Below are 21626 nucleotides of genomic sequence, written 5' to 3' on the forward strand. Positions count from 1 at the left end.
CCGCGGCCGGGTCCGCACAGGCTCCCGCCGCGGTGCGTCGCGTGGAGGAGACGATGGGGACCGTCTTCTCCTTCGACGTCCGCGGCGGGGAACCCGCGGCCGTGCGGACGGCGCTGGACGAGGCGGTCGCCCAACTGCGCCGGGCCGACGAGGTGTTCAGCACGTACCGCGAGGACAGCCAGGTCTCGCGGCTGGCGCGCGACGAGGTGGCCGTCGGGGAGTGCGCGCCCGAGGTGGCCGAGGTGCTGGGGCTGGCGGCCGAGGCGGAGCGGGTGAGCGAGGGCTGGTTCAGCACGCGGTACCGGGGACGGCTCGACCCGACCGGGATCGTCAAGGGCTGGGCCGTGGAGTGTGCCGCCCGGCGGCTGGCCTCGGCGGGTGCGACGGGCGTCAGTCTCAACGGCGGCGGGGACGTGCAGTTGCTCGGGACCCCGGGGTCGGGGCGGCCCTGGCGGGTGGGTGTGTCGGACCCGCTGCGGCCCGGCGGGCTCGCGGCCGTGGTCTCCGCGGCGGGCGCGGCCGAGCTGGCGGTGGCGACGTCCGGCAGCGCCGAGCGCGGTGCGCACGTCGTCGACCCGCGCACCGGGCGTTCGGCGGTCACCGACCTGCTGTCCGTGACCGTGGTGGCGCCCCGGCTGACCTGGGCGGACTGCTGGGCGACCGCGGCGTTCGCGATGGGTTCGCGGGAGGGGCTGCGGTGGCTGGAGTCGCTGCCCGGCGTCGAGGGGCTGCTGATCACGGCCGGGGACGAGGTGCGGTGTACTGGAGGACTGGCGGCCTGGCTGGGCTGAACCCGGCCGACGGGTGACCGGCACGCCGCCGGGCAGGTGTCCGCACGCGCGGGAGGAGACCGCATGGCAGGGGCGAGCGAGGTCGAGGCCGTCGTGTTCGACGTGCTCGGCACGATGGTCGACGAACCGGGGGGACTGCGCGCGGCCTTGCGCGAGGCGGTGCCCGAGGCAGACGCGGCCTCCGTCGGCCATCTGCTCACGGTGTGGCAGGAGCACGTCGAGCACGAGATCGGGCGTATCGGGGCGAAGGAGCGCCCGTACGCCGACTCCGGGGTACTGGACCGCGAGGCGGCGGAGCGGGTCGCCGAGCACGCCGGGCTCACCGACGCGGACGCCGTCGCGCGGCTGGCCACCGCCGGGCGGCGCCTGCCGCCGTGGGACGACTCCGTCGCGGGTCTCGCGCGCTTGGCCGAACGCTTCCCGGTGCTGGGGCTCTCCCACGCGAGCCGCGCCTCGCTGCTCCGGCTCAACGCGTACGCGGGGCTGCGCTGGCACCAGGCCCTGTCGGCCGAGGACGCGGGGGCGTACAAACCCGCGCCGGAGGTCTACCGGCTCGCCCTCGGCGCCGCCGGCTGCCCGCCGGAGCGGGTGCTGATGGTCGCCGCCCACGCCTGGGACCTGCGGGGTGCCCGGGCCGTGGGCATGCGCACCGCCTACGTCCGGCGGCCGGTGGGTGACCCGCCGCGCGGCTCGGACACCTTCGACTGGGCGGTGGACGGTCTGGCCGAGCTGGTCGCGGTGCTGGCCCCGGAGTAGCCCCGCTCCCCCTCAGTGACCGTTCTGCGCCAGCCGCAGCAGGTGGTCGGCGAGCGCCTGCCCGCCCGTCGGCTCCCGGCTGATCAGCATCAGCGTGTCGTCGCCCGCGATGGTGCCGAGGATGTCGTGCAGTTCGGCCTGGTCGATGGCCGAGGCGAGGAACTGCGCGGCACCCGGCGGGGTGCGCAGGACGACGAGGTTCGCCGAGGCCTCCGCGGAGATCAGCAGCTCCGCGGAGAGCCGCCGCATCCGCTCCTCCTTCGCCGACTCGCCGAGCGGCGCCCGCGGGGTGCGGAAGCCGCCCTCGCTGGGCACCGCGTAGATGAGGTCGCCGTCGGTGTTGCGGATCTTCACCGCGTTCAGCTCGTCCAGATCGCGGGAGAGCGTCGCCTGGGTGACGGTCAGCCCGTCGTCGGCGAGCAGCTTCGCGAGCTGGCTCTGCGAGCGCACCGCCTGCCGGTTGAGGATGTCCACGATCCGCCGGTGGCGTGCGGTGCGGGTCTGCGGCAGGGCGGGCCCGGCCGTCTGATCGTGCTCCTGCGCCTGGCTCATCGTCGTCTCATTCTCCGGATCGTCCGTCCCCGTGGGCCGCGTGCGCGGCCTGGTCAAGGATGCCGGGCAGGGCCCCCAGGAAGGCGTCCACCGCGTCGTCGCCGAGGTTCAGCGCGGGCATCAGCCGTACGACATCGGGGGCGGGCGCGTTCACCAGGATTCCGGCGTCCTGAGCCGCCTGCTGCACCTGGGGCGCGAGCGGCTCGGTGAGCACGATACCCAGGAGGAGGCCGGCGCCCCGGACGTGGCCGGTCAACGGGTGCCCGAGGGCCTCGACTCCGGCGCGGATCCGCTCGCCCTGCCGCTTCACGTTGTCCAGCAGGCCCTCGTCCGCGATGGTGTCGAGGACCGCGAGTCCGGCGGCGCAGGCGACCGGGTTGCCGCCGAAGGTCGTGCCGTGCTGGCCGGGCAGGAGCAGGTCGGCGGCGCGCCCGAAGGCGACCGTCGCGCCCAGCGGCAGTCCGCCGCCGAGGCCCTTGGCGAGGGTCACGATGTCGGGCAGGACGCCCTCGTGCGCCTGGTACTCGAACCAGTGCCCGGTGCGGCCCACGCCGGTCTGCACCTCGTCCAGGACGAGGAGCGCGCCGGTGGCCGCGGTGATGGCCCGTGCGGCCTTGAGGTAGCCGGGGGGCGGGACGACGACGCCGTTCTCGCCCTGGATCGGCTCGATGACGACCAGGGCCGTCTCCTCGGTGACCGCGGCCGCGAGCGCCTGGGGGTCGCCGTAGGGCACGTGGGTGACGTCACCGGGCAGCGGCCGGAACGGCTCCTGCTTGCCGGGCTGGCCGGTGAGCGCGAGGGCGCCCATGGTGCGGCCGTGGAAGCCGCCCTCGGTGGCGACCATGTGCGGCCGCCCGGTGAGCCGGCCGATCTTGAAGGCGCCCTCGTTGGCCTCGGCACCGGAGTTGCAGAAGTAGACCCTGCCGTCCCGGCCAAAGCGCTGCAACAGCCGTTCGGCGAGCGCGACCGGCGGTTCGGCGATGAACAGGTTGGAGACGTGGCCCAGGGAGGCGATCTGCCGGCTCACGGCCTCCACCACGGCCGGGTGCGCGTGGCCGAGCGCGTTGACCGCGATGCCGCCGACGAAGTCCAGGTACTCCTTGCCGTCGGCGTCCCAGAGCCGGGCGCCCTCGCCGCGCACGAGGGGCAGGCGGGGCGTGCCGTAGTTGTTCATGAGCGTGCCCTGCCAGCGCTCGGTCAGCTCCGCGTTGCCCGCGGTGTCCCCGGTGTTGCTCACGACTCCCCCTGTTCGTCCGGCACGACCATCGTGCCGATGCCCTCGTCGGTGAAGATCTCCAGCAGGATCGAGTGCTGGACCCGGCCGTCGATGACCCGGGCGGTGGTGACGCCGTTGCGGACGGCGTGCAGGCAGCCCTCCATCTTCGGCACCATGCCGGAGGAGAGGTCGGGCAGCAGTTTCTCCAGCTGGGTCGCGGTGAGGCGGCTGATCACCTCGTCGGAGTCCGGCCAGTCCTCGTAGAGGCCCTCGACGTCGGTGAGGACCATGAGAGTCTCGGCGCCGAGCGCCGCAGCGAGTGCCGCAGCCGCCGTATCAGCATTGACGTTGTAGACATGGTGGTCGTCCTCGGAGCGGGCGATCGAGGAGACGACCGGGATGCGGCCGTCGGCGAGCAGTGCCTCGATGGCGCCGGTGTCGATCTCGGTGATCTGTCCGACCCGCCCGATGTCGACGAGCTCGCCCTCGATCCGGGGCTGGTGCTTGGTGGCGGTGATGGTGTGGGCGTCCTCGCCGGTGAGGCCGACGGCGAGCGGTCCGTGCTGGTTGAGCAGCCCGACCAGTTCGCGCTGGACCTGTCCGGCCAGCACCATCCGGACGACGTCCATGGCGTCCTCGGTGGTCACCCGCAGACCGGCCTTGAACTCGCTGACGATGCCGTGCCGGTCGAGGGCGGCGCTGATCTGCGGGCCGCCGCCGTGCACGACGACGGGCTTGAGGCCGGCGTGGCGCAGGAAGACGACGTCCTGGGCGAAGGCGGCCTTCAGGTCCTCGTCGACCATGGCGTTGCCGCCGAACTTGATGACGACCGTCTTGCCGTGGTGCCGGGTCAGCCAGGGCAGCGCCTCGATGAGGGTCTGGGCCTTGGGCAGCGCGGTGTGCTTGCGGGTGCTCATGAGGAGTAGGCGCTGTTCTCGTGGACGTAGTCGGCGGTGAGGTCGTTGGTCCAGATCGTGGCCGTGGCGTCGCCGGCGGCGAGGTCGGCGACGACGTGGACCTCGCGGTAGCGCATGTCGACGAGTTCGCGGTCCTCTCCGACGCCGCCGTTCTTGCAGACCCAGACGCCGTTGATGGCGACGTTCAGCCGGTCCGGCTCGAAGGCGGCGGAGGTGGTGCCGATGGCGGAGAGCACGCGGCCCCAGTTGGGGTCCTCGCCGTGGATGGCGCACTTGAGGAGGTTGTTGCGGGCGATGGTGCGGCCGACCAGGACGGCGTCGTCCTCGGTCGCGGCGTTCACGACCTCGACCTTGATGTCCTTGCTCGCGCCCTCGGCGTCCCGGATCAGCTGCTGCCCGAGGTCGTCGCAGACCGCCCGGACGGCCTCGGCGAAGTCGTCCTGGTCGGGGGTGACGCCGGAGGCGCCGGAGGCGAGCAGCAGCACGGTGTCGTTGGTGGACATGCAGCCGTCGGAGTCGACCCGGTCGAAGGTGACGCGGGTGGCGGCGCGCAGCGCGGTGTCGAGCGCGCCGGCGTCCAGGTCGGCGTCGGTGGTGAGGACCACGAGCATGGTGGCGAGGCCGGGTGCGAGCATGCCGGCGCCCTTGGCCATGCCGCCGACGGTCCAGCCGTCCCTGGACACCACGGACGTCTTGTGCACGGTGTCGGTGGTCTTGATGGCGATGGCGGCCTTCTCGCCGCCGTGCTCGGACAGCTGACCGGCGGCCGCCTCGACCCCCGGGAGCAGCTTGTCCATCGGCAGCAGGACGCCGATGAGTCCCGTCGAGCAGACGGCGATCTCGCCGGCGCCCGTCCCGAGCACCTCGGCCGTCTTCTCGGCGGTGGCGTGGGTGTCCTGGAAGCCCTTCGGTCCGGTACAGGCGTTGGCGCCGCCGGAGTTGAGCACCACGGCGGACACCCGACCGCTCTTGAGCACCTGCTCGGACCACAGGACCGGTGCGGCCTTGACGCGGTTGGAGGTGAAGACGCCCGCGGCGGCGCGGCGGGGCCCGGTGTTGACCACGAGGGCCAGGTCGGGGTTGCCGCTCTCCTTGATCCCGGCGGCGACACCGGCCGCCGTGAACCCCTTTGCTGCCGTCACACTCACGGCGCGACTCCGATCGTCGTCAGTCCGGTGGTCTCGTCGAGACCCAGGGCGATGTTCATGCTCTGGACGGCACCGCCGGCGGTGCCCTTGGCCAGGTTGTCGATGGCGCCGATGGCGATGATGCGGCCCGCGGCGGCGTCGTACGCGACCTGGACCTGAACGGCGTTGGAACCGTAGACGGACGCGGTGGCGGGCCACTGGCCCTCGGGCAGCAGGTGCACGAAGGGCTCGTCGGCGAAGGCCTTCTCGTAGGCGGCGCGGACGGACTCGGCGGTGACGCCGGGCTTCGCCTTCGCGGTGCAGGTGGCGAGGATGCCGCGGGGCATCGGCGCGAGGGTCGGGGTGAAGGAGACGGTGACCGGCTCGCCGGCGACCGCGCCGAGGTTCTGGATCATCTCGGGGGTGTGGCGGTGCAGGCCCCCGACGCCGTACGGCGACATGGACCCCATGACCTCGCTGCCCAGCAGGTGCGGCTTGGCCGCCTTGCCCGCGCCGGAGGTGCCGGACGCGGCGACGATCACGGCCTCGGGCTCGGCGAGGCCCGCGGCGTAGGCCGGGAAGAGGGACAGGGTCACGGCGGTCGGGTAGCAACCGGGCACCGCGACGCGCTTGGACCCCTCCAGCGCGGCACGGGCACCCGGCAGTTCAGGGAGGCCGTAGGGCCAGGTGCCGGCGTGCGGGGAGCCGTAGAACCTCTCCCAGTCGCCGGCGTCCTTCAGCCGGAAGTCCGCGCCCATGTCCACGACGAGCACGTCGGGTCCGAGCCGCTCGGCGACGGCGGCGGACTGGCCGTGCGGCAGGGCGAGGAACACGACGTCATGCCGACGGCCCTGCCCGGCGAGCACCTCCGGCGTGGTCGGCTCCAGGATCCGGTCGGCCAGCGGCAGCAGCTGCGGCTGCAGGGCGCCGAGCCGCTGCCCGGCGTTGGAGTTGCCGGTCAGGGCGCCGATCTCGACACCGGGGTGCCCGAGCAGCAGCCGCAGCAGCTCACCGCCCGCATACCCGCTCGCACCGGCCACCGCCGCACGTACCGCCATGTCGTCCTCCATCCTTGATGGCATGACTATACGTTTCGCTGCACGTTTATGCAATGCAGTCCCGGGCGGCGGGCACCCGTCCCGCACCGACGGGTAGGCTGCCCAGCCGATCACCGCAGCACACCGGAGGACCCCGTTGACCCTCGACATCCCCGGCCCCGCCGTCCCGCACCCCGGGACGGCGGCCCGCCCAGGTACCGGTGGACCGGGCGCCGTCGGGGCCGGTTCGGAGTTCGACCGCCGGGTGACCACGAGGGGCTCGCGCGGCGGTACGGGCTGCCGGACCGGGGGTGCGCATGAGTGAGCCGTGGCCGGTACCGGACGTGCTCGTGTTCCTCGCCGGGCGGTGGCGGACCGTGCGGACCGTGCGGGACCTGGCGAGTGGTCTGACGGGGCGGTTCGAGGGGGACACCGCGTTCGACGCGCTCGAGGAGGGCGGGCTGCTGAGCCATGAGTCCGGGGCGTTCACCTGGCAGGGGGTGACCCGGCCGGCCGAGCGGACGCTGCGCTATCTGCCGGGGAGCGTGCCGGGCACCGCCGACGTGCGCTTCGCCGACGGCCGCCCGTTCCACGGCCTCGACCTGTCCTCCGGGCGCCACGTGGCCGACCATCCGTGCGCCGCCGACCTCTACCGCGGCGAGTTCACCGTCGGGGGGCCGGACCGCTGGCGCACCGTGTGGCGGGTGGGCGGCCCGGCCAAGGACCTGCTGCTCACAACGGATTACCTTCGTGAAACGCCGGATGCGCGGCCCACTGCGGAGGCGTCCCCTCGAAGCGCAGGCTCCAGCGGCCCGGCCGGCCCGTGACCGTCGTCACCGACAGGGGCCGCACGTCCAGGTTCCAGTACGTCGCCGGCGGTGACCGCAGCGCGTAGACCAGCGCGGCCCGTATGACGGAGGGCTCCGCCACGGCGACGATGCGGTCGCCGTCCTCACCCGGGCGGGTGTCGAGCCAGCCGCCGACCCGGCTGATGAAGGCCAGCAGCGACTCCCCGCCGTACGGTGCCGACCATGGGTCGGCGAGCCAGGCGTCGACGACCGTGGGTTCGCGGGCCGTCACCTCGGCCGGGGTCATGCCGCGCCAGCGGCCCATGTCGCATTCCCGCAGGGCGAGTTGGACCAGCGGCGTCAGGCCGAGGGCGTCTCCGGTGGCGCGGCTGCGGGGGGTGGGCGAGCAGTAGCGCAGCTCGGCCGCGGCGAGCGGGAGCAGACTGCCCGCGGCCCTCAGCACCTCGTCCCATCCGGCCTGGTCCAGCGGGCGGTCGTCGTCGAAGCGCTCGGCGGGCAGCGGTGACCCGCGTGCGGAGGCGACGAACGTGACCCGAAGCGCCATGCCGTGATGGTGGAGCGCCGGGGTGACCAGGTCAAGGGGTGTTACCCGGAGCTACCGAGCTTTCACGCCATCCGGGGCCGGCCCCCACACCTCGGTGCAGGCGGCGCGCAGCCGTCGCACCCCCTCGGTGATCTCCCCCGCGCCCGCCACCGCCGCGAAGCTCAGCCGGAGGTGGGGGGCGGGGGGCTCGGCGCTGAAGTAGGGGCGGCCCGGGGTGATCGCGACGCCCGCGCGCAGGGCGGCCGCGGTGAGCGCGACCTCGTCCGTGCCGTCGGGCAGGCGGAGCCAGAGGTGGTACCCGCCGGAGGGGACGTGCGGCAGCGACACCTCGGGCAGGTCGAGCCGCAGCGCGGACGTCATCGCGTTGCGGCGGTCCCTCAACTCGGCGGCGATGGCGCGCAGATGGCGCGGCCAGGCGGGCGACCCGACGAGTTCCAGCGCGGCCTCCTGGAGGGGCCGGGGCACGAAGAAGGTGTCGACGACCTGGATGGCCCGCAGCCGCTCCAGGACCGGCCCGCGCGCGGCCAGGGCGCTGACCCGGAAGCTGGGCGAGGTCGCCTTGGTCAGCGAGCAGACGTGGACGACGACGCCGTCCGGGTCGTCGGCGGCGAGCGGCGCGGGCAGCGGTCCCGCGTCCTCGTGCACGAGCCGCCGCACGAAGTCGTCCTCCACGACGAAGGCGCCGGCCGCCCGCGCGATGCGCAGCACCTCACCGCGCCGCTCCGGGGCGAGCACGGCGCCGGTCGGGTTCTGGAACAGGGGCTGGCAGACCAGGACGCGGGCTCCGGTGGCCCGGAAGGCGTCGGCGAGCAGGGAGGGGCGGACCCCGTCGGCGTCCACGGGCACGGGCACCGGGCGCAGTCCGGCCGCCCGCGCGATGGCCAGCATGCCGGGGTACGTCGGGGACTCGACCAGCACGGGCGTGCCGGGCGGGGTGAGGGCGCGCAGCGCGGTGGTCAGCGCGGACTGTCCGCCCGCCGTGATCAGCACCTCCGCCGCCGTGGTCGCCCCGCCGATCCCCCGCGCGAACCACTCCCGCAGCTCCGGCAGTCCCTCCATCGGCGGCCTGCCCCACGCGCCCGGCCGGCGTCCGGCCCGCGCCAGGGCGGCGGCCATCGCGCGCTCGGGCTGGAGCGAGGGGTGCAGGTAGCCGCCGTTGAACTCCACCACTCCGGGCGCCGGGGCGGCCAGCGAGACCAGCACGCCGGAGGCGTCCACCGAGCGCGGCACGAGGTCGGCGGCGCCGTCGGCGCTGAGGGCGACCTCCTGCCATGAGGTGTCCCCGGCGGGCGCGGGGGCGGGCCGCGGGCCGGCACGGAAGGCACCGGCGCCGGGCCGGGTGACGACCAGACCCTCTGCGGCCAGCTGCGCCAGGGCCCGGGAGACGGTCACCGGGCTCACCCGGAACCGGTCGACGAGCGTCCGGCTCGACGGGAGCTTTCCTCCCGGTGAGTAGCGGTCGAGCTCCTTCCGTAGCTCTCCCACCAGTTCAGCGACACTGCTACGCTCATGCATGAGAGCACAGAGTAGCGCTACCGCACCGTCCGGGATAGCGGTCGGCGGTCAGGACACCGGCGGCCACGGTCGGTCCTCCGGCACCCTCCAGGCCGCGCTCGGCGTCGTCGCCTTCTCCCTGACCTTCCCGGCCACCGCGTGGGGCCTGGAGGGTTTCGGCCCCTGGTCGCTGATCGCCGTGCGCAGCATCCTGGCCGCGGTGATCGCCGGGGGCTGTCTGCTGGCGCTGCGGGTGCCGCTTCCCGAGCGGCGGCACCGGGCCGGCCTCGCGGTGGTCGGCGCGGGGGTGGTCCTGGGCTTCCCGCTCCTGACCACGCTGGCCCTCCAGACCTCGACGACCGCCCACGCCGCCGTCGTGGTCGGTCTGCTGCCGCTGACCACCGCGCTCTTCTCCGCCCTGCGCGTCGGCACCCGCCCCTCGCGCACCTTCTGGCTCGCCGCCCTCGCGGGTGCGGCGGCCGTCATCGCGTTCACGGTGCAGCAGAGCGGCGGCGCGCTGACCTCGGCCGACGCGTACCTCTTCGCGGCGCTGCTGGTGTGTGCGGCCGGCTACACGGAGGGCGGCCGGCTGGCCCGGGTGATGCCGGGCTGGCACGTGATCGGCTGGGCGCTGGTGCTGTGCCTGCCGCTGACGGTGCCGATGGCCGCGGTGGCCCTGTCCTTCGAGCCGGTGCACCTGACGGCGCACGGGGTGGCCGGCCTGCTCTGGGTGGCGGTGGGCTCCCAGTTCCTCGGCCTGGTCGTCTGGTACCGGGGCATGGCGGCCATCGGCATCCCGAAGGCCAGCCAGTTGCAGCTGGCACAGCCGCTGCTCACACTGGTGTGGTCGGTACTTCTCCTGGGCGAGCACCTGACGGTGGCCGCTCCGCTGACGGCCGCGGCCGTCCTGGTGTGCATCGCGGTCACCCAGCGGGCCCGGGGGTAGGGCCTGCCCGGCGGACACAGGTGAGGAGGCCCGCAGATGCACGCGACCAAGGGCGACCAGCTGGTGCAGCACGGCCGGGTGGTCGGTGAACACGACAAGATCGGCGAGATCGTCGAGGTCCTGGGCGAGCGGGGCTCTCCCCCGTACCGGGTCCGGTTCGAGGACGGGCACGAGGGCGTGTGCTCGCCCGGACCCGACACGGAGATCCGGCACCGGGAGATCCAGCTGTAGAGCCCGCCTCGACGCTCCGGGCGACGAGTCCGGTGTCAGCGCGGCGCGGCGGCCGGCAGCGCGTAGTGGTCGGCCGTCACCCGCGCCATCGCGCCGCCCCGGTCCTCCGCCACGTCCTTGGCGGAGAAGTAGACGTGCCCGCGCACCTGAGGGTGGCGCGCGGCCAGTGCCAGGTGCCGGGAGATTTCGGCCGGATCCTGCCAGCCGGCGGACTGCGCCGCGTCCCCGGCCTTGTACAGCGCCTCGCCGATGTACAGCTGCGTGCGGCTGCCCTCGGCGACCTCGGCCCACCAGGGCAGCAGCTTCGCGTAGTCCGCGCCGTTCTGCCCGATGCTCCAGTACAGCTGCGGCACGATGTAGTCGATCCAGCCCTCGCGCACCCACTTGCGGGTGTCCGCGTACAGGTCGTCGTACGTCTGCACGCCCGCCCGGGTGTCCGAGCCGCGCCCGTCGGTGGCCGCGTTGCGCCAGACGCCGAACGGGCTGATCCCGAAGCGGGCGGCCGGGCGGACCTCGCGGACGCGGCGCGCGGTCTCGCGCACCAGCCGGTCGATGTTGTCCCGCCGCCAGTCGGCCAGGCTGCCGAAGCCGGCGCCGAAGGTGCTGTAGGTGCGGCCGTCGTCGAAGCTCTCGCCCGCCACCGGATAGGGGTAGAAGTAGTCGTCGAAGTGGACGCCGTCCACCGCGTACTTCTCCACCGCGTCGAGCATCGCTTCCTGGACGAAGGCCCGGACCTCGGGCAGCCCGGGGTTGTAGTAGAGCTTCCCGCCGTACGGCACCACCCACTCGGGGTGCCTGCGCGCGGGGTGGGCGGGGATCAGGTGGCCCGGGTCGTCGTGCAGGGCGACGCGGTACGGGTTGAACCAGGCGTGCAGCTCCAGGCCGCGGGCGTGGGCCTCCTCGACCGCGGTGCCCAGCGGGTCCCAGCCCGGGTCGCGGCCCTGGCTGCCGGACAGGTACTCGGACCACGGCTCGTGGGGCGAGGGCCACAGCGCGTCGGCGGTGGGCCGTACCTGGAGGAAGACCGTGTTCAGCCGGTGCCGGACCGCGTTGTCCAGGTGCTCCAGCAGCTCCGCCCGCTGCTCCGGGGCGCGCAGCCCCGCCCGGCTGGGCCAGTCGCGGCCGGCCACCGTGGCCAGCCACATCCCCCGCATCCCGGCGGCGGCACGGCGGGCCGGCGGCTCGGCCGCGGAGACCGGCGCCGCCGACGCCGCGGGCGCCAGGGTGAACGCCGACAACGCCGCCACCGCGAAGGCACGACGCGAGACACCGCCCATGGGGAGACCTCCTGAACGCTGGGGATCCGCGCGTTCACGGATCGTGTACGGGGCCTCAGCATGCCCGACCCGGGAGACGGATCCGTGACCATTCGGGGGTAACGTGCTCGATCGGAGCAGGCGCCGGGGACCCCGGTGCGTCTGCTGCCAGCCTTGGAGTCAGCGAAAGGGACGATGTGACCGGCATCTCGGGAGATATCGCACGCGTGGGCGTGGTGGGCTGCGGCCAGATGGGGGCGGGCATCGCCGAGGTGTGCGCGCGCTCCGGTCTGGAGGTGATGGTCGCCGAGACCACGGGCGAGGCTCTGGAGATCGGCCGCACCCGGCTGTACAACTCGCTGGCCAAGGCCGCCGAGCGCGGCAAGATCACCGAGGAGGAGCGGGACGCGACGCAGGCGCGGCTGAGCTTCACCACCGACCTCGGCGAGTTCGCCGACCGCGACCTGGTGATCGAGGCCGTCGTCGAGAACGAGCAGGTCAAGACCGAGATCTTCCAGGTGCTCGACCAGGTCGTGACCCGGCCCGACGCGATCCTGGCCTCCAACACCTCCTCGATCCCGCTGGTGAAGCTGGCGGTCGCCACCTCGCGGCCCGACCACGTCATCGGCATCCACTTCTTCAATCCGGCCCCGGTGCAGCAGCTCGTCGAGCTGATCCCGGCGCTCACCACCTCCGAGGGCACGCTGAGCCGGGCCCAGCTGTTCACCGAGAAGGTGCTCGGCAAGCACGCCATCCGCGCCCAGGACCGCTCGGGCTTCGTGGTGAACGCGCTGCTGATCCCGTATCTGCTCTCCGCGATCCGGATGTTCGAGTCGGGCATCGCGAGCCGCGAGGACATCGACAACGGCATGGAGATGGGCTGCGCCCACCCGATGGGCCCGCTGAAGCTCGCCGACCTGATCGGCCTGGACACGGTCGCCTCGGTCGCGTACTCGATGTACGAGGAGTACAAGGAGCCGCTGTACGCCGCTCCCCCGCTGCTCCAGCGCATGGTCGACGCCGGCCGCCTCGGCCGCAAGAGCGGCTCGGGCTTCTACTCCTACGCCTGATTACGCGCAGCTACGCCCTGCGGGCCCGGCACCATGGATGGTGCCGGGCCCGCGGCATTCACACGGCGTGTGCGCCCCGGGCACGCATATGCCGTCCGCACACTCTCCCCACGCGTCCACCAGGCGAGTTGACTCGACATGCACATGCAAGGGATGTGAGACGCATACGGAAAGGAGCGGTCCGTGACCGCCGATCCCGAGCACCCCGTCGTCCAGGGAGAACTCGCAGAGTTACGACGCCGGCTGGACGTGGCCTACGCCCGAGTCGAGGGCGGACACGCCCTGCTCTCCCACCGCACCGAGGAGACCGCCAAGGAGCTGGCGGACCTCAGTACCCGGCTGACCGCGCTGGAGCACGCCCGCTGGCCCCTCCCCTCGGTCGCGGTCCTCACGGCCCTGGGCGCGCTGGTCGTGGCGGTCTGGCAGGCCCTCGGTCACTAGGCCCCGGCGCCAAGGCCGGGCGGGGTGTCCTGCCCGAGCCTGAGGTGGTGCAGGAGGAGTAACGCGGCCGCCATGTTGGCGGCCGGGACCTCCCCGCGGGCGACCAGGTCGGGCACGAGCTTGAGCGGGATCCACTCCCGGCGGTCCGACTCGAAGTCGTCCACGGGGTGTCCGACGTAGGCGCCCTCGTCGGCCCAGTAGACGTGGTGCCTGGCGTCGGTGAGCCCGTTGGACGGCTCCACGCTCATCAGGTGCCGCAGCGGTCCCGGCCGCCAGCCGGTCTCCTCCTCCAGCTCCCTGGCGGCCGCCGCCGCGACGTCCTCGCCGTCCTCGACGACGCCGGCCGCCAGCTCCCAGCCCCAGCTGTCGGTGATGAAGCGGTGCCGCCACAGCAGGAGGACCTCGTTCGCCTCGTTCACGACCGTGGCCACGGCCACCGGGCGCATGCGTATGAGGAAGTGGTCGAGATGCCGGCCGTCCGGTAGTTCCACATCGGCGAGATTGACGCTGAACCAGCGATTTGCGTACACATTTTGTTCGCTCTGTTTCGTCCACTGCACGGTTCTGCCACCTTTCTTGGAGTAGGTGGCAATATCGCAGCAGCAGCGTCCCGGCAGCAGGCGCACGGCGGCCGCTCACGGCGCAGTGGTGGGCGCAGTGGGCCCCGGGGCGGGGGACGATCACAGCGGTACGCGCAGCGCCCCGTCGATGAGTTCGGCGGCCTCGGCCGTGCCCGCGCAGCCGCTGCGCGCCAGGTGCTCGCGCACCGCGCGGAGTCTGTCGCGCAGGCGCTGGGACTCCATGCCCCGGGCCTGTTCGGCCATCTGCACGGCGGTGGCCACCGCCTTGTCGGCGTTGCCCTTGCGCAGTTCGATCGTGCTGAGCATGGCGAGCCGGTGCACCCGGCCGCGGTCGTGGGCCGGGTTGTCGACGGCCGCGGCGGCGTGCTCCCCGGCCGCGGCCAGCTCCCCGAGGCTCAACAGCGCCTCGGCCACCTGGACGTTGACCAGCCCGGGCTGCACATAGCCGGTCTCGTCCGGCTCGTGGCCGCGCCGGATGCGTTCGGCGGCCTGCTCGGCCCGGCGGATGCAGGACAGCGCGCCGCTGCCGTCGCCGAGGTGCGCGTACGCCTTCGCCTGCATCGCGTACAGGTCGGAGGCGAGCGCGGGGGTGATGTGCCGGCCCGCGGCGCGCAGCGCGGCCTCCGCGAAGGCCACCGCCTGGCGGTGCTCCCGCATGAACAGCGCCTGGTTGACCAGCAGCGCGATGACGTAGGCGCCGAGTCCCCGGTCGCCGCTGGCCTTGGCGAGCCGCAGGGCCTGGTGGAAGTAGCGCTGCGCGAGCCCGTGCGCGTCCGAGTCGTACGCGCAGATGCCGGCGACGGCCACCAGACCGCCGGTGGCGCGGTGCAGTTGGCGTCCGGTGGCGTCGGTGTAGCCGCCGCGCAGCAGCGGCGCCGCCTCGGAGTTGAGGAAGCCGACGATGCGGGCGCGGGTCGCCATGCCGCCGGCCTTGCGGTACATCTGCTCGTAGTGGGCCCGCGCGCAGCGCAGCATCTCCAGGTCGGCGGCGGTCACCCGGTGCCGTCCGCCGCGGGAGACGTCCACGTCCTCGGGCGGGTTCTCCCACTCCCAGACCGGCATCACGGCGGGCGTGCCGGTGAGCGCCGGGGCGCCGAGGATGTGCGGGCGCCGCTGCTGGTCGGAGCGCCACAGGGCGGTGGCCCGCTCCACGAACCCGGAGAGCGAACCGGTGTGCGGCGCGGCCGGTTCGCCGGGGACGCCTAGACCGATGTCGTCGAGGGTGACCGGGCGGTGCAGCCGGGCGGCGAGGACCTCGCAGATCAGGTCGGGGACCTGGCCGCGCGGGCGCTGGCCCTTCAACCACCTTGCCACGGCGGTGTGTTCGTATCTGAGCGCGAGTCCTCGGGCCCGGCCCGCCTGGTTGACGTGCGCGGCCAGTCCCGCGTGCGAGATCCCGGCCTCGTCCAGGATCGCGTCGAGCAGGGTGTTGGGCTGCATGGGTGCCCTCCGGTGCCGCGGTGACTCGGTGCCCGACAGCGTAGTGTGCCGGGCTTCACACGGGGTGTGAACGGAGTACGCGCATCCGCAGCGTGTGCGCGCTGTCGCGGAGAGTTCCGGAGGGCTTGACTGGGGGACCTCGAAAGAGGCCGGCCGGGCCGCCGGCTCCCCCTCGTACAGTGCGGCGGCCCGTTTCCACGCCGTCCGCCCGGCTGCCTGCCCGACACTCCGTGGCGGGGCGGACGGCTCCGCCGGCCGTGCGGGGCGACTCAACGCCGTTCAGGGTGCGGGTGCGTTGTCGGCCGCGGGTGCGCTGTGGCTGGTCGCGCAGTTCCCCGCGCCCCTTCAGGGACGTCACCTGAACGCCGCCAAGGGGCGCGGGGAACTGCGCGAGCGACCACGACGTACCCGCGGCCGCCAACCGGCAGAAGCCCCCCGCCCCTTGGGCGCACCGTCTAACCGCGCAGGACCGCCCCGACCCGCTCGCCCGCGAGGGCGACCGCCGCGTCCCGCGCGGCCGACGCCTCGTCGACCGTCAGCGTCCGGTCCCCCGCGCGGAAGCGCAACGCGTACGCGAGGGACTTGCGCCCCTCACCGAGCTGCTCCGCGTTGTCGTAGACGTCGAACAGCCGGATGGACTCCAGCAGTTCACCGGCGCCGTCGCGCAGCGCGGACTCGACCTCGGCGGCCGGGACGAACTCGTCGACGACCAGGGCGACATCCTGCGTCGCCACCGGGAACGTGGAGATGCCCGGCGCCTGCGGGGTGTCGTTGCCCGCGCGTGCCACGGCGTCGAGGTCCAGCTCCATCGCGCAGGTCCGCGCCGGCAGGCCGAGCGTCTTGAGCACCCGCGGGTGCAGCTCGCCCGCGTGCCCGACGACCCGCTCGGCGCCGTCGACGGTGACGATCAGCTCGGCGCACCGCCCGGGGTGCCACGGCCCGTACTGCCCCTTGCGCGGCGCCAGTTCGGCCCCGGCCTCCCGTGCCACCAGGCGGGCCGCCTCGACGGCGTCGGCCCAGTCGGCCGGTCGGCCCTTGCCCCACCAGCCGGCCCGCTCGTACGCACCGGTCAGGACCACCGCGACGTGCCGCGGCTGGTCGGGCAGCGCGGCGTCCAGCGCGGCGAGGTCGTCCGCGCCGGGACGCCGGTCGACCGGCAGGTTCGCGGCGACGCGCCGCTCGTCGCGGGGGTGGAAGACCAGGCCGGTCTCGAACAGGGCGAGGTCGTGCGAGCCCCGGCCGTCGTTGCGGCGCAGCGCGCCGAGCAGGCCGGGCAGCAGCGTGGTCCGCAGCGCGGGCTCCTCGTCGCTGAGCGGGTTGACCAGCTTGACGACGCGGCGGGCCGGGTCGTCGGCCTCCAGGCCGAGCTGGTCGAAGACCTGCTCGGCGACGAAGGGGTAGTTCAGCGCCTCGACGTACCCGGCGCCGGCCAGCGCCCGGCCCACCCGGCGGTGCAGCCGCTGCCGGGAGGTGAGGCCGCGGCCCGCGGAGGGCCGGGGCAGGGTGGAGGGCAGGTTCTCGTAGCCCTCCAGCCGGATGACCTCTTCGGCGAGGTCGTTCGGGTCGGTGAGGTCGGGCCGCCAGGACGGCACGGTGACGATCAGCTCGTCCTGCCCGTAGACGTCGCAGCCCACCTGCTGGAGTCGGCGCACGACGGTCTCGCGGCCGTAGGTCACGCCCGCGACCCGGTCGGGGTGATCGGCCGGGACGCTGATGGTGTGCGGCGCGGTCGGGGCGCTGATCTCCGTGACGCCGGCCTCGGCGGTGCCGCCCGCGAGCAGCACCAGCAGGTCGACGGTGCGCTGCGCGGCGGCAGCGGCGGCCTGCGGGTCCACGCCGCGCTCGAAGCGGCGGGAGGCCTCGGAGGACAGCTTGTGCCGGCGGGCGGTGCGGGCGATGGAGACCTGGTCGAAGTGGGCGGCCTCGACGACCACGTCACTGGTGGCGTTCCCACCGTTCTCGGCGGCACCGTGGTCGGCGATCTCCGTGTTGGCGCCGCCCATGACGCCGGCGAGGCCGATGGGGCCCCGGTCGTCGGTGATGACCAGATCCTCGGCGTGCAGCTTCCGTTCGACGCCGTCGAGGGTGACGATCTTCTCGCCCTCCGCGGCCCGGCGCACCCCGATGGTGCCCTGGACGAGGGCACGGTCGTAGGTGTGCAGGGGCTGGCCCAGCTCCATCATCACGTAGTTGGCGACGTCGACGGCCAGCGAGATCGGGCGCATGCCGACCTTCTGGAGGCGCCGCTGGAGCCAGATCGGGGAGCGCGCCTCGGCGCTGAGGCCGGTCACCGTGCGGGCGGTGAAGCGGTCGCAGCCGGTGGGGTCGGCGATCTCGACGGGGTAGCCGTAGGCGTTGGGGCCCGGCACGTCGATGAGCGCCGGGTCGCGCAGCGGCAGGCCGTAGGCGATGGCGGCCTCGCGGGCGACGCCGCGGATGGACAGGCAGTCGCCGCGGTTGGCGGTGACGGCGATGTCCAGCACCTCGTCGACCAGTTCCAGCAGCTCGATGGCGTCCCTGCCGACCTCGGTCTCCGGCGGCAGCACGATGATGCCGTGGCTGCCGTCGTCGCCCATGCCCAGCTCGTCGCCGGAGCAGATCATTCCGTGGGACGTCTTGCCGTACGTCTTGCGGGCGGAGATCGAGAAGCCGCCGGGCAGGGTGGCGCCGGGCAGGACGACGACGACCTTGTCGCCGACGCCGAAGTTCCGGGCGCCGCAGACGATCTCCTGCGGCTCACCGGTGCCGTTGGCCTGTCCGACGTCGACGGTGCAGAAGCGGATCGGCTTCTTGAAGCCCTCCAGCTCCTCGATGGTCAGCACTTGGCCGACCACGAGCGGGCCCTTGAGGTCGGCGCCCAGGTGCTCGACGGTCTCGACCTCCAGACCGGCCGAAATCAGCTTGGCCTGCACGTCGCGGCCGGTCTCGGTGGCCGGCAGGTCGACGTACTCCCGCAGCCAGGAAAGCGGGACCCGCATCAGATCTCCATCCCGAACGGCCGGGTGAACCGGACGTCACCCTCGACCATGTCTCGCATGTCCTCGACGTTGTGGCGGAACATCAGCATCCGCTCGATGCCGAACCCGAAGGCGAAGCCGCTGTACTTCTCGGGGTCGATGCCGCAAGCGGTGAGCACCCGCGGGTTGACCATGCCGCAGCCGCCCAGCTCGATCCAGCCCTCGCTGGAGCAGGTGCGGCAGGGCCGGTCGGGGTTGCCGACGGACGCGCCCTTGCAGACGTAGCAGAGCATGTCCATCTCGGCGGACGGCTCGGTGAAGGGGAAGAAGTTCGGCCGCAGCCGGGTCTTCATCTCCGCGCCGAACAGCGACTGGACCATGTGGTCCAGGGTGCCCTTGAGGTCCGCCATGGTCAGGCCCTCGTCGATGGCGAGCAGCTCGACCTGGTGGAAGACGGGGGTGTGCGTGGCGTCCAACTCGTCGGTGCGGTACACGCGGCCGGGGCAGATCACGTAGACCGGCAGCTCGCGGTCGAGCGCGGAGCGGATCTGCACGGGCGAGGTGTGGGTGCGCAGCACGACGCCGGACTCGGTGCCGCCGTCGGGGCCCTGCACGAAGAAGGTGTCGGCCTCGCCGCGGGCCGGGTGGTCCGGGCCGATGTTGAGGGCGTCGAAGTTGAACCACTCGGCCTCGGCCTCGGGGCCCTCGGCGACCTCGTAGCCCATGGCCACGAAGACGTCCTCGATGCGCTCGGAGAGCGTGGTGAGCGGGTGGCGGGCGCCGGCCGGCACGCGGTCGTGGGGCAGCGTGACGTCCACGGCCTCCTCGACCAGCACGCGCGCGTCGCGCTCGGCCTCCAGCTCCGCCTGGCGGGCGGCCAGCGCCTTGTTCACCGCGCCGCGGGCCATGCCGACGCGCTTGCCGGCGTCGGCCTTGGCCTGCGGGGGCAGGGCGCCGATCTCGCGGTTGGCGAGCGCCAGCGGGGAGGTGCCGCCGGTGTGGGCGACCTTGGCCTCCTGGAGCGCGTCGAGGGAGCCCGCGGCGGCGAAGGCGGCGAGCGCCTCGTTCCGCATGCGCTCGATCTCTTCCGGTTTCAACGCCTCGACCTCGACAGGGTCGTACGACTTATTCGGTGCCGACATCTCTTCCCGTGCTTCCGATTGGCTGGCTGGAACGCCCCGTCTACGGTCCGCGGACGGGGCGGGGGACGCTTCGTCTGCGGATCTGGACGCAAAGGTGCCAAAGACCGAGTCTAACGGGGCGGTGGAACGCGAATGCGCCCGTGGGGCCGCTCAGGCCAGGTAGGCCGGTGCCGCCACGGGCAAGGTAAATCGGAACTCCGCGCCGCCACCGGGGGCGCGGCCGACCGTGATGGTGCCGCCGTGGGCCTCGACGATGCCCTTGACGATGTACAGCCCGAGGCCGGTGCCACCGCGCTTGCTGCCCCGCCAGAAGCGGGTGAAGACGCGGTTCATGGACTCCTCCGGGATGCCCGCCCCCTCGTCGCTCACCGTGACCGACGTGCCGGTTTCCTCCCCTTCGCGGGGGGACGCCGTGGGCGTGATGTCAATGGTGACGGTTCCCTCACCGTGCCGCACCGCATTTTCCAGCAGGTTGCTCAGCACCTGGTCGACCTTGTCGGGGTCGGCCCACAGGTCCGGCAGCGGCCGGCCGAGGCGGAGCAGGAAGCGGTCGGCCTCCTGGCCCGCGGCGACGTAGGCCTGGATGTGCCGGCCGACGGCGGCGCCGATGTCGACGGGCTGGCGGCGGACCTCCAGCCGGCCCGAGTCGATCCGCGAGATGTCCAGCAGTTCGGCGATGAGCCGGGTGACCCGGTCGGCGTCGGCGTCGACGGTCTCCAGCATCAGCCGCTTCTGATCGTCCGTGAACCGCTCCCACTTGGCCAGCAGGGTCGCCGTGAAGCCCTTCACGGAGGTGAGCGGGGAGCGCAGTTCGTGGGCGACGGTGGCGATCAGCTCGGCGTGGCTGCGTTCGGTGCGGCGCCGGGCCTCGGTGTCGCGCAGGGTGACGACGACGCGGCGGACGGGGCCGAGGCGTTCGCCGCGGACGTAGCGGGCGGAGACCAGGACCTCGCGGCCGCCGGGGAGCAGCAGATTGCGCTCGGGCTGGCCGGCGCGGATGGCGAGGCCGCCGTAGGGGTCGGTGAGCTGCCACCAGCGGCGGCCCTCCAGGTCCTCCAGCGGCAGCGCCCGGTCCAGCCGCCGGCCGAGGGCCTCGGCGGCGGGGACGGCGGTGATGCGGGCGGCGGCGGCGTTGAAGCAGACGACCCGTGCGTCCTCGTCCGCGACGACCAGGCCGTCGGGCAGCTCGTCCGGGTCCAGTCCGAGGCCGGCGAGGTCACCCGCGGTGCGGGGCGCGGGCGGACGCGGCGCCCCCCGGGCTCCCGGCGCGCTGCTCGTGCCGACACTCATCCCCGTATCCCACCTCTCAGCCGCGCGGGGGCCCTGGGCAGGTCACCCTACTAGGCGTTGGTGACGGAGCGGCACCCTCCGGCGGCGCGCTGTGCACGCGCCGACGCGTAGAGACATACGGCGGCGGCGGTCGCCAGGTTCAGACTCTCGGCCTTCCCGTGGATCGGGACGCGCAGTACGGCGTCGGCGAGGCCGCGGGTCTCCTCGGGGAGCCCCCAGGCCTCGTTGCCGAAGACCCAGGCGGTGGGGCCGCCCATGGTGCCGGCGTCCAGTTCGGCGTCGAGGTCGTGCTCACCCGCCCCGTCGGCGGCGAGCACCCGGACCCCGGCGTCGCGCAGGCCGGCCACGGCCCGCTCGACGGGGACGCCGACGGCGACCGGCAGGTGGAAGAGGGAGCCGACGGAGGCGCGTACCGCCTTGGGGTTGTACAGGTCGACGGAGGCGTCGGTGAGGACGACGGCCTCGGCGCCGGCCGCGTCGGCGCAGCGCAGCACGGTGCCGGCGTTGCCGGGGTCGCGGACGTGCGCGAGGACGGCGACGAGCCTGGGGCGGGCGGCGAGGATCTCGTCGAAGGGGGTGTCGACGAACCGGCAGACGCCGACCAGGCCCTGCGGGGTGACGGTGGTCGAGATGTCCTCGATGACCTGCTCGGCGGCGAGGTGCACACGCACCCCGGCCTCGCGCGCGGCCCCGATGATGTCGGCGTACCGCTCGGCGGCCTCGACGGTGGCGAACAGCTCGGCGAGCGTGTCCCCGTACCCGGCCGCCTCCCGCACGGCCTGCGGCCCCTCGGCCAGGAACAGCCGCTCCTTCCCCCGAAAGTTCCGCTTCCCCAGCCGCCGCGCGGCGGCGACCCGGGGGGAACGGGGGGAGATCAGCTCGGGGCTGACAGGACGCACTCTTGTCTCACCTTCACATCTGGATCGCCGTGGACTGCAACGCGCCCCCGAAGGGGCGCGGGGAACTGCGCGACCAGCCACGACGCACCCGCGGCGGAAAACGAACCGGACGACCGCAATCGAAGGGACC

Annotated in this window: 21 protein-coding genes; 7 read left to right on the plus strand and 14 right to left on the minus strand. The window is 73.6% G+C overall.

Annotated elements, in window-relative coordinates; all coding sequences use genetic code 11:
- Positions 1-53: 53 nt before the first annotated feature.
- Positions 54-791: an FAD:protein FMN transferase gene (locus IE108_RS21215; RefSeq protein WP_064731674.1), complete on the plus strand. Its 738-nt coding sequence runs from the start codon at positions 54-56 to the stop codon at positions 789-791.
- Positions 792-854: 63 nt separating this feature from the next.
- The gene (locus tag IE108_RS21220) at positions 855-1547 is read left to right on the plus strand and encodes a haloacid dehalogenase type II (RefSeq protein WP_064726980.1); all 693 of its coding nucleotides are present in this window, start codon (positions 855-857) and stop codon (positions 1545-1547) included.
- 12 nt (positions 1548-1559) lie between these two features.
- On the opposite strand, the gene IE108_RS21225 is transcribed toward IE108_RS21220, so the two are convergent.
- The 5 genes from IE108_RS21225 to argC are packed head-to-tail and all read right to left on the minus strand — an operon-like array spanning position 1560 to position 6417.
- Positions 1560-2099: an arginine repressor gene (locus IE108_RS21225; RefSeq protein WP_064726981.1), complete on the minus strand. Its 540-nt coding sequence runs from the start codon at positions 2097-2099 to the stop codon at positions 1560-1562.
- 7 nt (positions 2100-2106) lie between these two features.
- Positions 2107-3336 carry an acetylornithine transaminase gene (locus tag IE108_RS21230; protein ID WP_079163447.1) on the minus strand — a complete coding sequence of 410 codons (1230 nt, stop codon included), beginning with the start codon at positions 3334-3336 and terminating at the stop codon, positions 2107-2109.
- A complete protein-coding gene (gene argB / locus IE108_RS21235; protein WP_064726982.1) occupies positions 3333-4232 on the minus strand; it encodes an acetylglutamate kinase in 900 nt (299 codons plus the stop codon). The genes IE108_RS21230 and argB overlap by 4 nt, the downstream gene beginning before the upstream one ends.
- Positions 4229-5380 carry a bifunctional glutamate N-acetyltransferase/amino-acid acetyltransferase ArgJ gene (argJ, locus tag IE108_RS21240; protein WP_064726983.1) on the minus strand — a complete coding sequence of 384 codons (1152 nt, stop codon included), beginning with the start codon at positions 5378-5380 and terminating at the stop codon, positions 4229-4231. The genes argB and argJ overlap by 4 nt, the downstream gene beginning before the upstream one ends.
- On the minus strand, positions 5377-6417 hold the full coding sequence (argC, locus tag IE108_RS21245; protein ID WP_064731675.1) for an N-acetyl-gamma-glutamyl-phosphate reductase: 1041 nt from the start codon (positions 6415-6417) through the stop codon (positions 5377-5379). The genes argJ and argC overlap by 4 nt, the downstream gene beginning before the upstream one ends.
- Before the next feature lie 296 nt (positions 6418-6713).
- Between argC and IE108_RS21250 the strand changes: the two genes are divergently transcribed.
- The gene (locus tag IE108_RS21250; protein ID WP_079163805.1) at positions 6714-7223 is read left to right on the plus strand and encodes a DUF6314 family protein; all 510 of its coding nucleotides are present in this window, start codon (positions 6714-6716) and stop codon (positions 7221-7223) included.
- Here IE108_RS21250 and IE108_RS21255 read toward each other — a convergent pair.
- Both IE108_RS21255 and IE108_RS21260 read right to left on the minus strand, forming a co-directional pair.
- Positions 7129-7749, minus strand: a complete 621-nt coding sequence (locus IE108_RS21255) for a histidine phosphatase family protein (RefSeq protein ID WP_064726985.1) — start codon at positions 7747-7749, stop codon at positions 7129-7131. The two genes, IE108_RS21250 and IE108_RS21255, sit on opposite strands and share 95 nt — an antisense overlap.
- A 51-nt stretch (positions 7750-7800) precedes the next feature.
- A complete protein-coding gene (locus tag IE108_RS21260) occupies positions 7801-9264 on the minus strand; it encodes an aminotransferase-like domain-containing protein (protein WP_064726986.1) in 1464 nt (487 codons plus the stop codon).
- Here IE108_RS21260 and IE108_RS21265 point away from each other — a divergent pair.
- Positions 9263-10189 carry a DMT family transporter gene (locus IE108_RS21265; protein WP_064726987.1) on the plus strand — a complete coding sequence of 309 codons (927 nt, stop codon included), beginning with the start codon at positions 9263-9265 and terminating at the stop codon, positions 10187-10189. The genes IE108_RS21260 and IE108_RS21265 overlap by 2 nt on opposite strands.
- 36 nt (positions 10190-10225) lie before the next feature.
- Entirely contained in the window at positions 10226-10420 is a 195-nt protein-coding gene (locus tag IE108_RS21270) for a DUF1918 domain-containing protein (RefSeq protein WP_064726988.1), read from the plus strand.
- Between the two features lie 35 nt (positions 10421-10455).
- Here the strand turns inward: IE108_RS21270 and IE108_RS21275 are convergent, their stop codons facing one another.
- Positions 10456-11697 carry a glycoside hydrolase family 10-like protein gene (locus tag IE108_RS21275; RefSeq protein ID WP_064726989.1) on the minus strand — a complete coding sequence of 414 codons (1242 nt, stop codon included), beginning with the start codon at positions 11695-11697 and terminating at the stop codon, positions 10456-10458.
- 176 nt (positions 11698-11873) lie between these two features.
- Between IE108_RS21275 and IE108_RS21280 the strand changes: the two genes are divergently transcribed.
- Positions 11874-12746: a 3-hydroxybutyryl-CoA dehydrogenase gene (locus IE108_RS21280; RefSeq protein WP_079163448.1), complete on the plus strand. Its 873-nt coding sequence runs from the start codon at positions 11874-11876 to the stop codon at positions 12744-12746.
- 183 nt (positions 12747-12929) lie between these two features.
- Positions 12930-13187, plus strand: a complete 258-nt coding sequence (locus tag IE108_RS21285; RefSeq protein ID WP_064726990.1) for a hypothetical protein — start codon at positions 12930-12932, stop codon at positions 13185-13187.
- Here the strand turns inward: IE108_RS21285 and IE108_RS21290 are convergent.
- From IE108_RS21290 to IE108_RS21315, 6 genes are all read right to left on the minus strand, one after another.
- Complete coding sequence (locus IE108_RS21290; RefSeq protein WP_064726991.1) at positions 13184-13747, minus strand: NUDIX domain-containing protein; 564 nt, start codon at positions 13745-13747, stop codon at positions 13184-13186. The genes IE108_RS21285 and IE108_RS21290 overlap by 4 nt on opposite strands.
- 120 nt (positions 13748-13867) lie before the next feature.
- The gene (locus IE108_RS21295) at positions 13868-15208 is read right to left on the minus strand and encodes an NsdA family TPR-like regulatory protein (RefSeq protein ID WP_064726992.1); all 1341 of its coding nucleotides are present in this window, start codon (positions 15206-15208) and stop codon (positions 13868-13870) included.
- A 455-nt stretch (positions 15209-15663) separates the two neighbouring features.
- The gene (pheT, locus tag IE108_RS21300; protein ID WP_064726993.1) at positions 15664-18186 is read right to left on the minus strand and encodes a phenylalanine--tRNA ligase subunit beta; all 2523 of its coding nucleotides are present in this window, start codon (positions 18184-18186) and stop codon (positions 15664-15666) included.
- Positions 18186-19307 carry a phenylalanine--tRNA ligase subunit alpha gene (gene pheS / locus IE108_RS21305; protein ID WP_079163449.1) on the minus strand — a complete coding sequence of 374 codons (1122 nt, stop codon included), beginning with the start codon at positions 19305-19307 and terminating at the stop codon, positions 18186-18188. The genes pheT and pheS overlap by 1 nt, the downstream gene beginning before the upstream one ends.
- A gap of 150 nt (positions 19308-19457) precedes the next feature.
- A complete protein-coding gene (locus IE108_RS21310; RefSeq protein ID WP_064726995.1) occupies positions 19458-20597 on the minus strand; it encodes a sensor histidine kinase in 1140 nt (379 codons plus the stop codon).
- Positions 20598-20647: 50 nt separating this feature from the next.
- Entirely contained in the window at positions 20648-21496 is an 849-nt protein-coding gene (locus tag IE108_RS21315) for a TrmH family RNA methyltransferase (RefSeq protein ID WP_064726996.1), read from the minus strand.
- Positions 21497-21626 lie beyond the last annotated feature (130 nt).

Source organism: Streptomyces parvulus (assembly GCF_014648855.1).
GTDB classification, from domain to species: domain Bacteria; phylum Actinomycetota; class Actinomycetes; order Streptomycetales; family Streptomycetaceae; genus Streptomyces; species Streptomyces parvulus.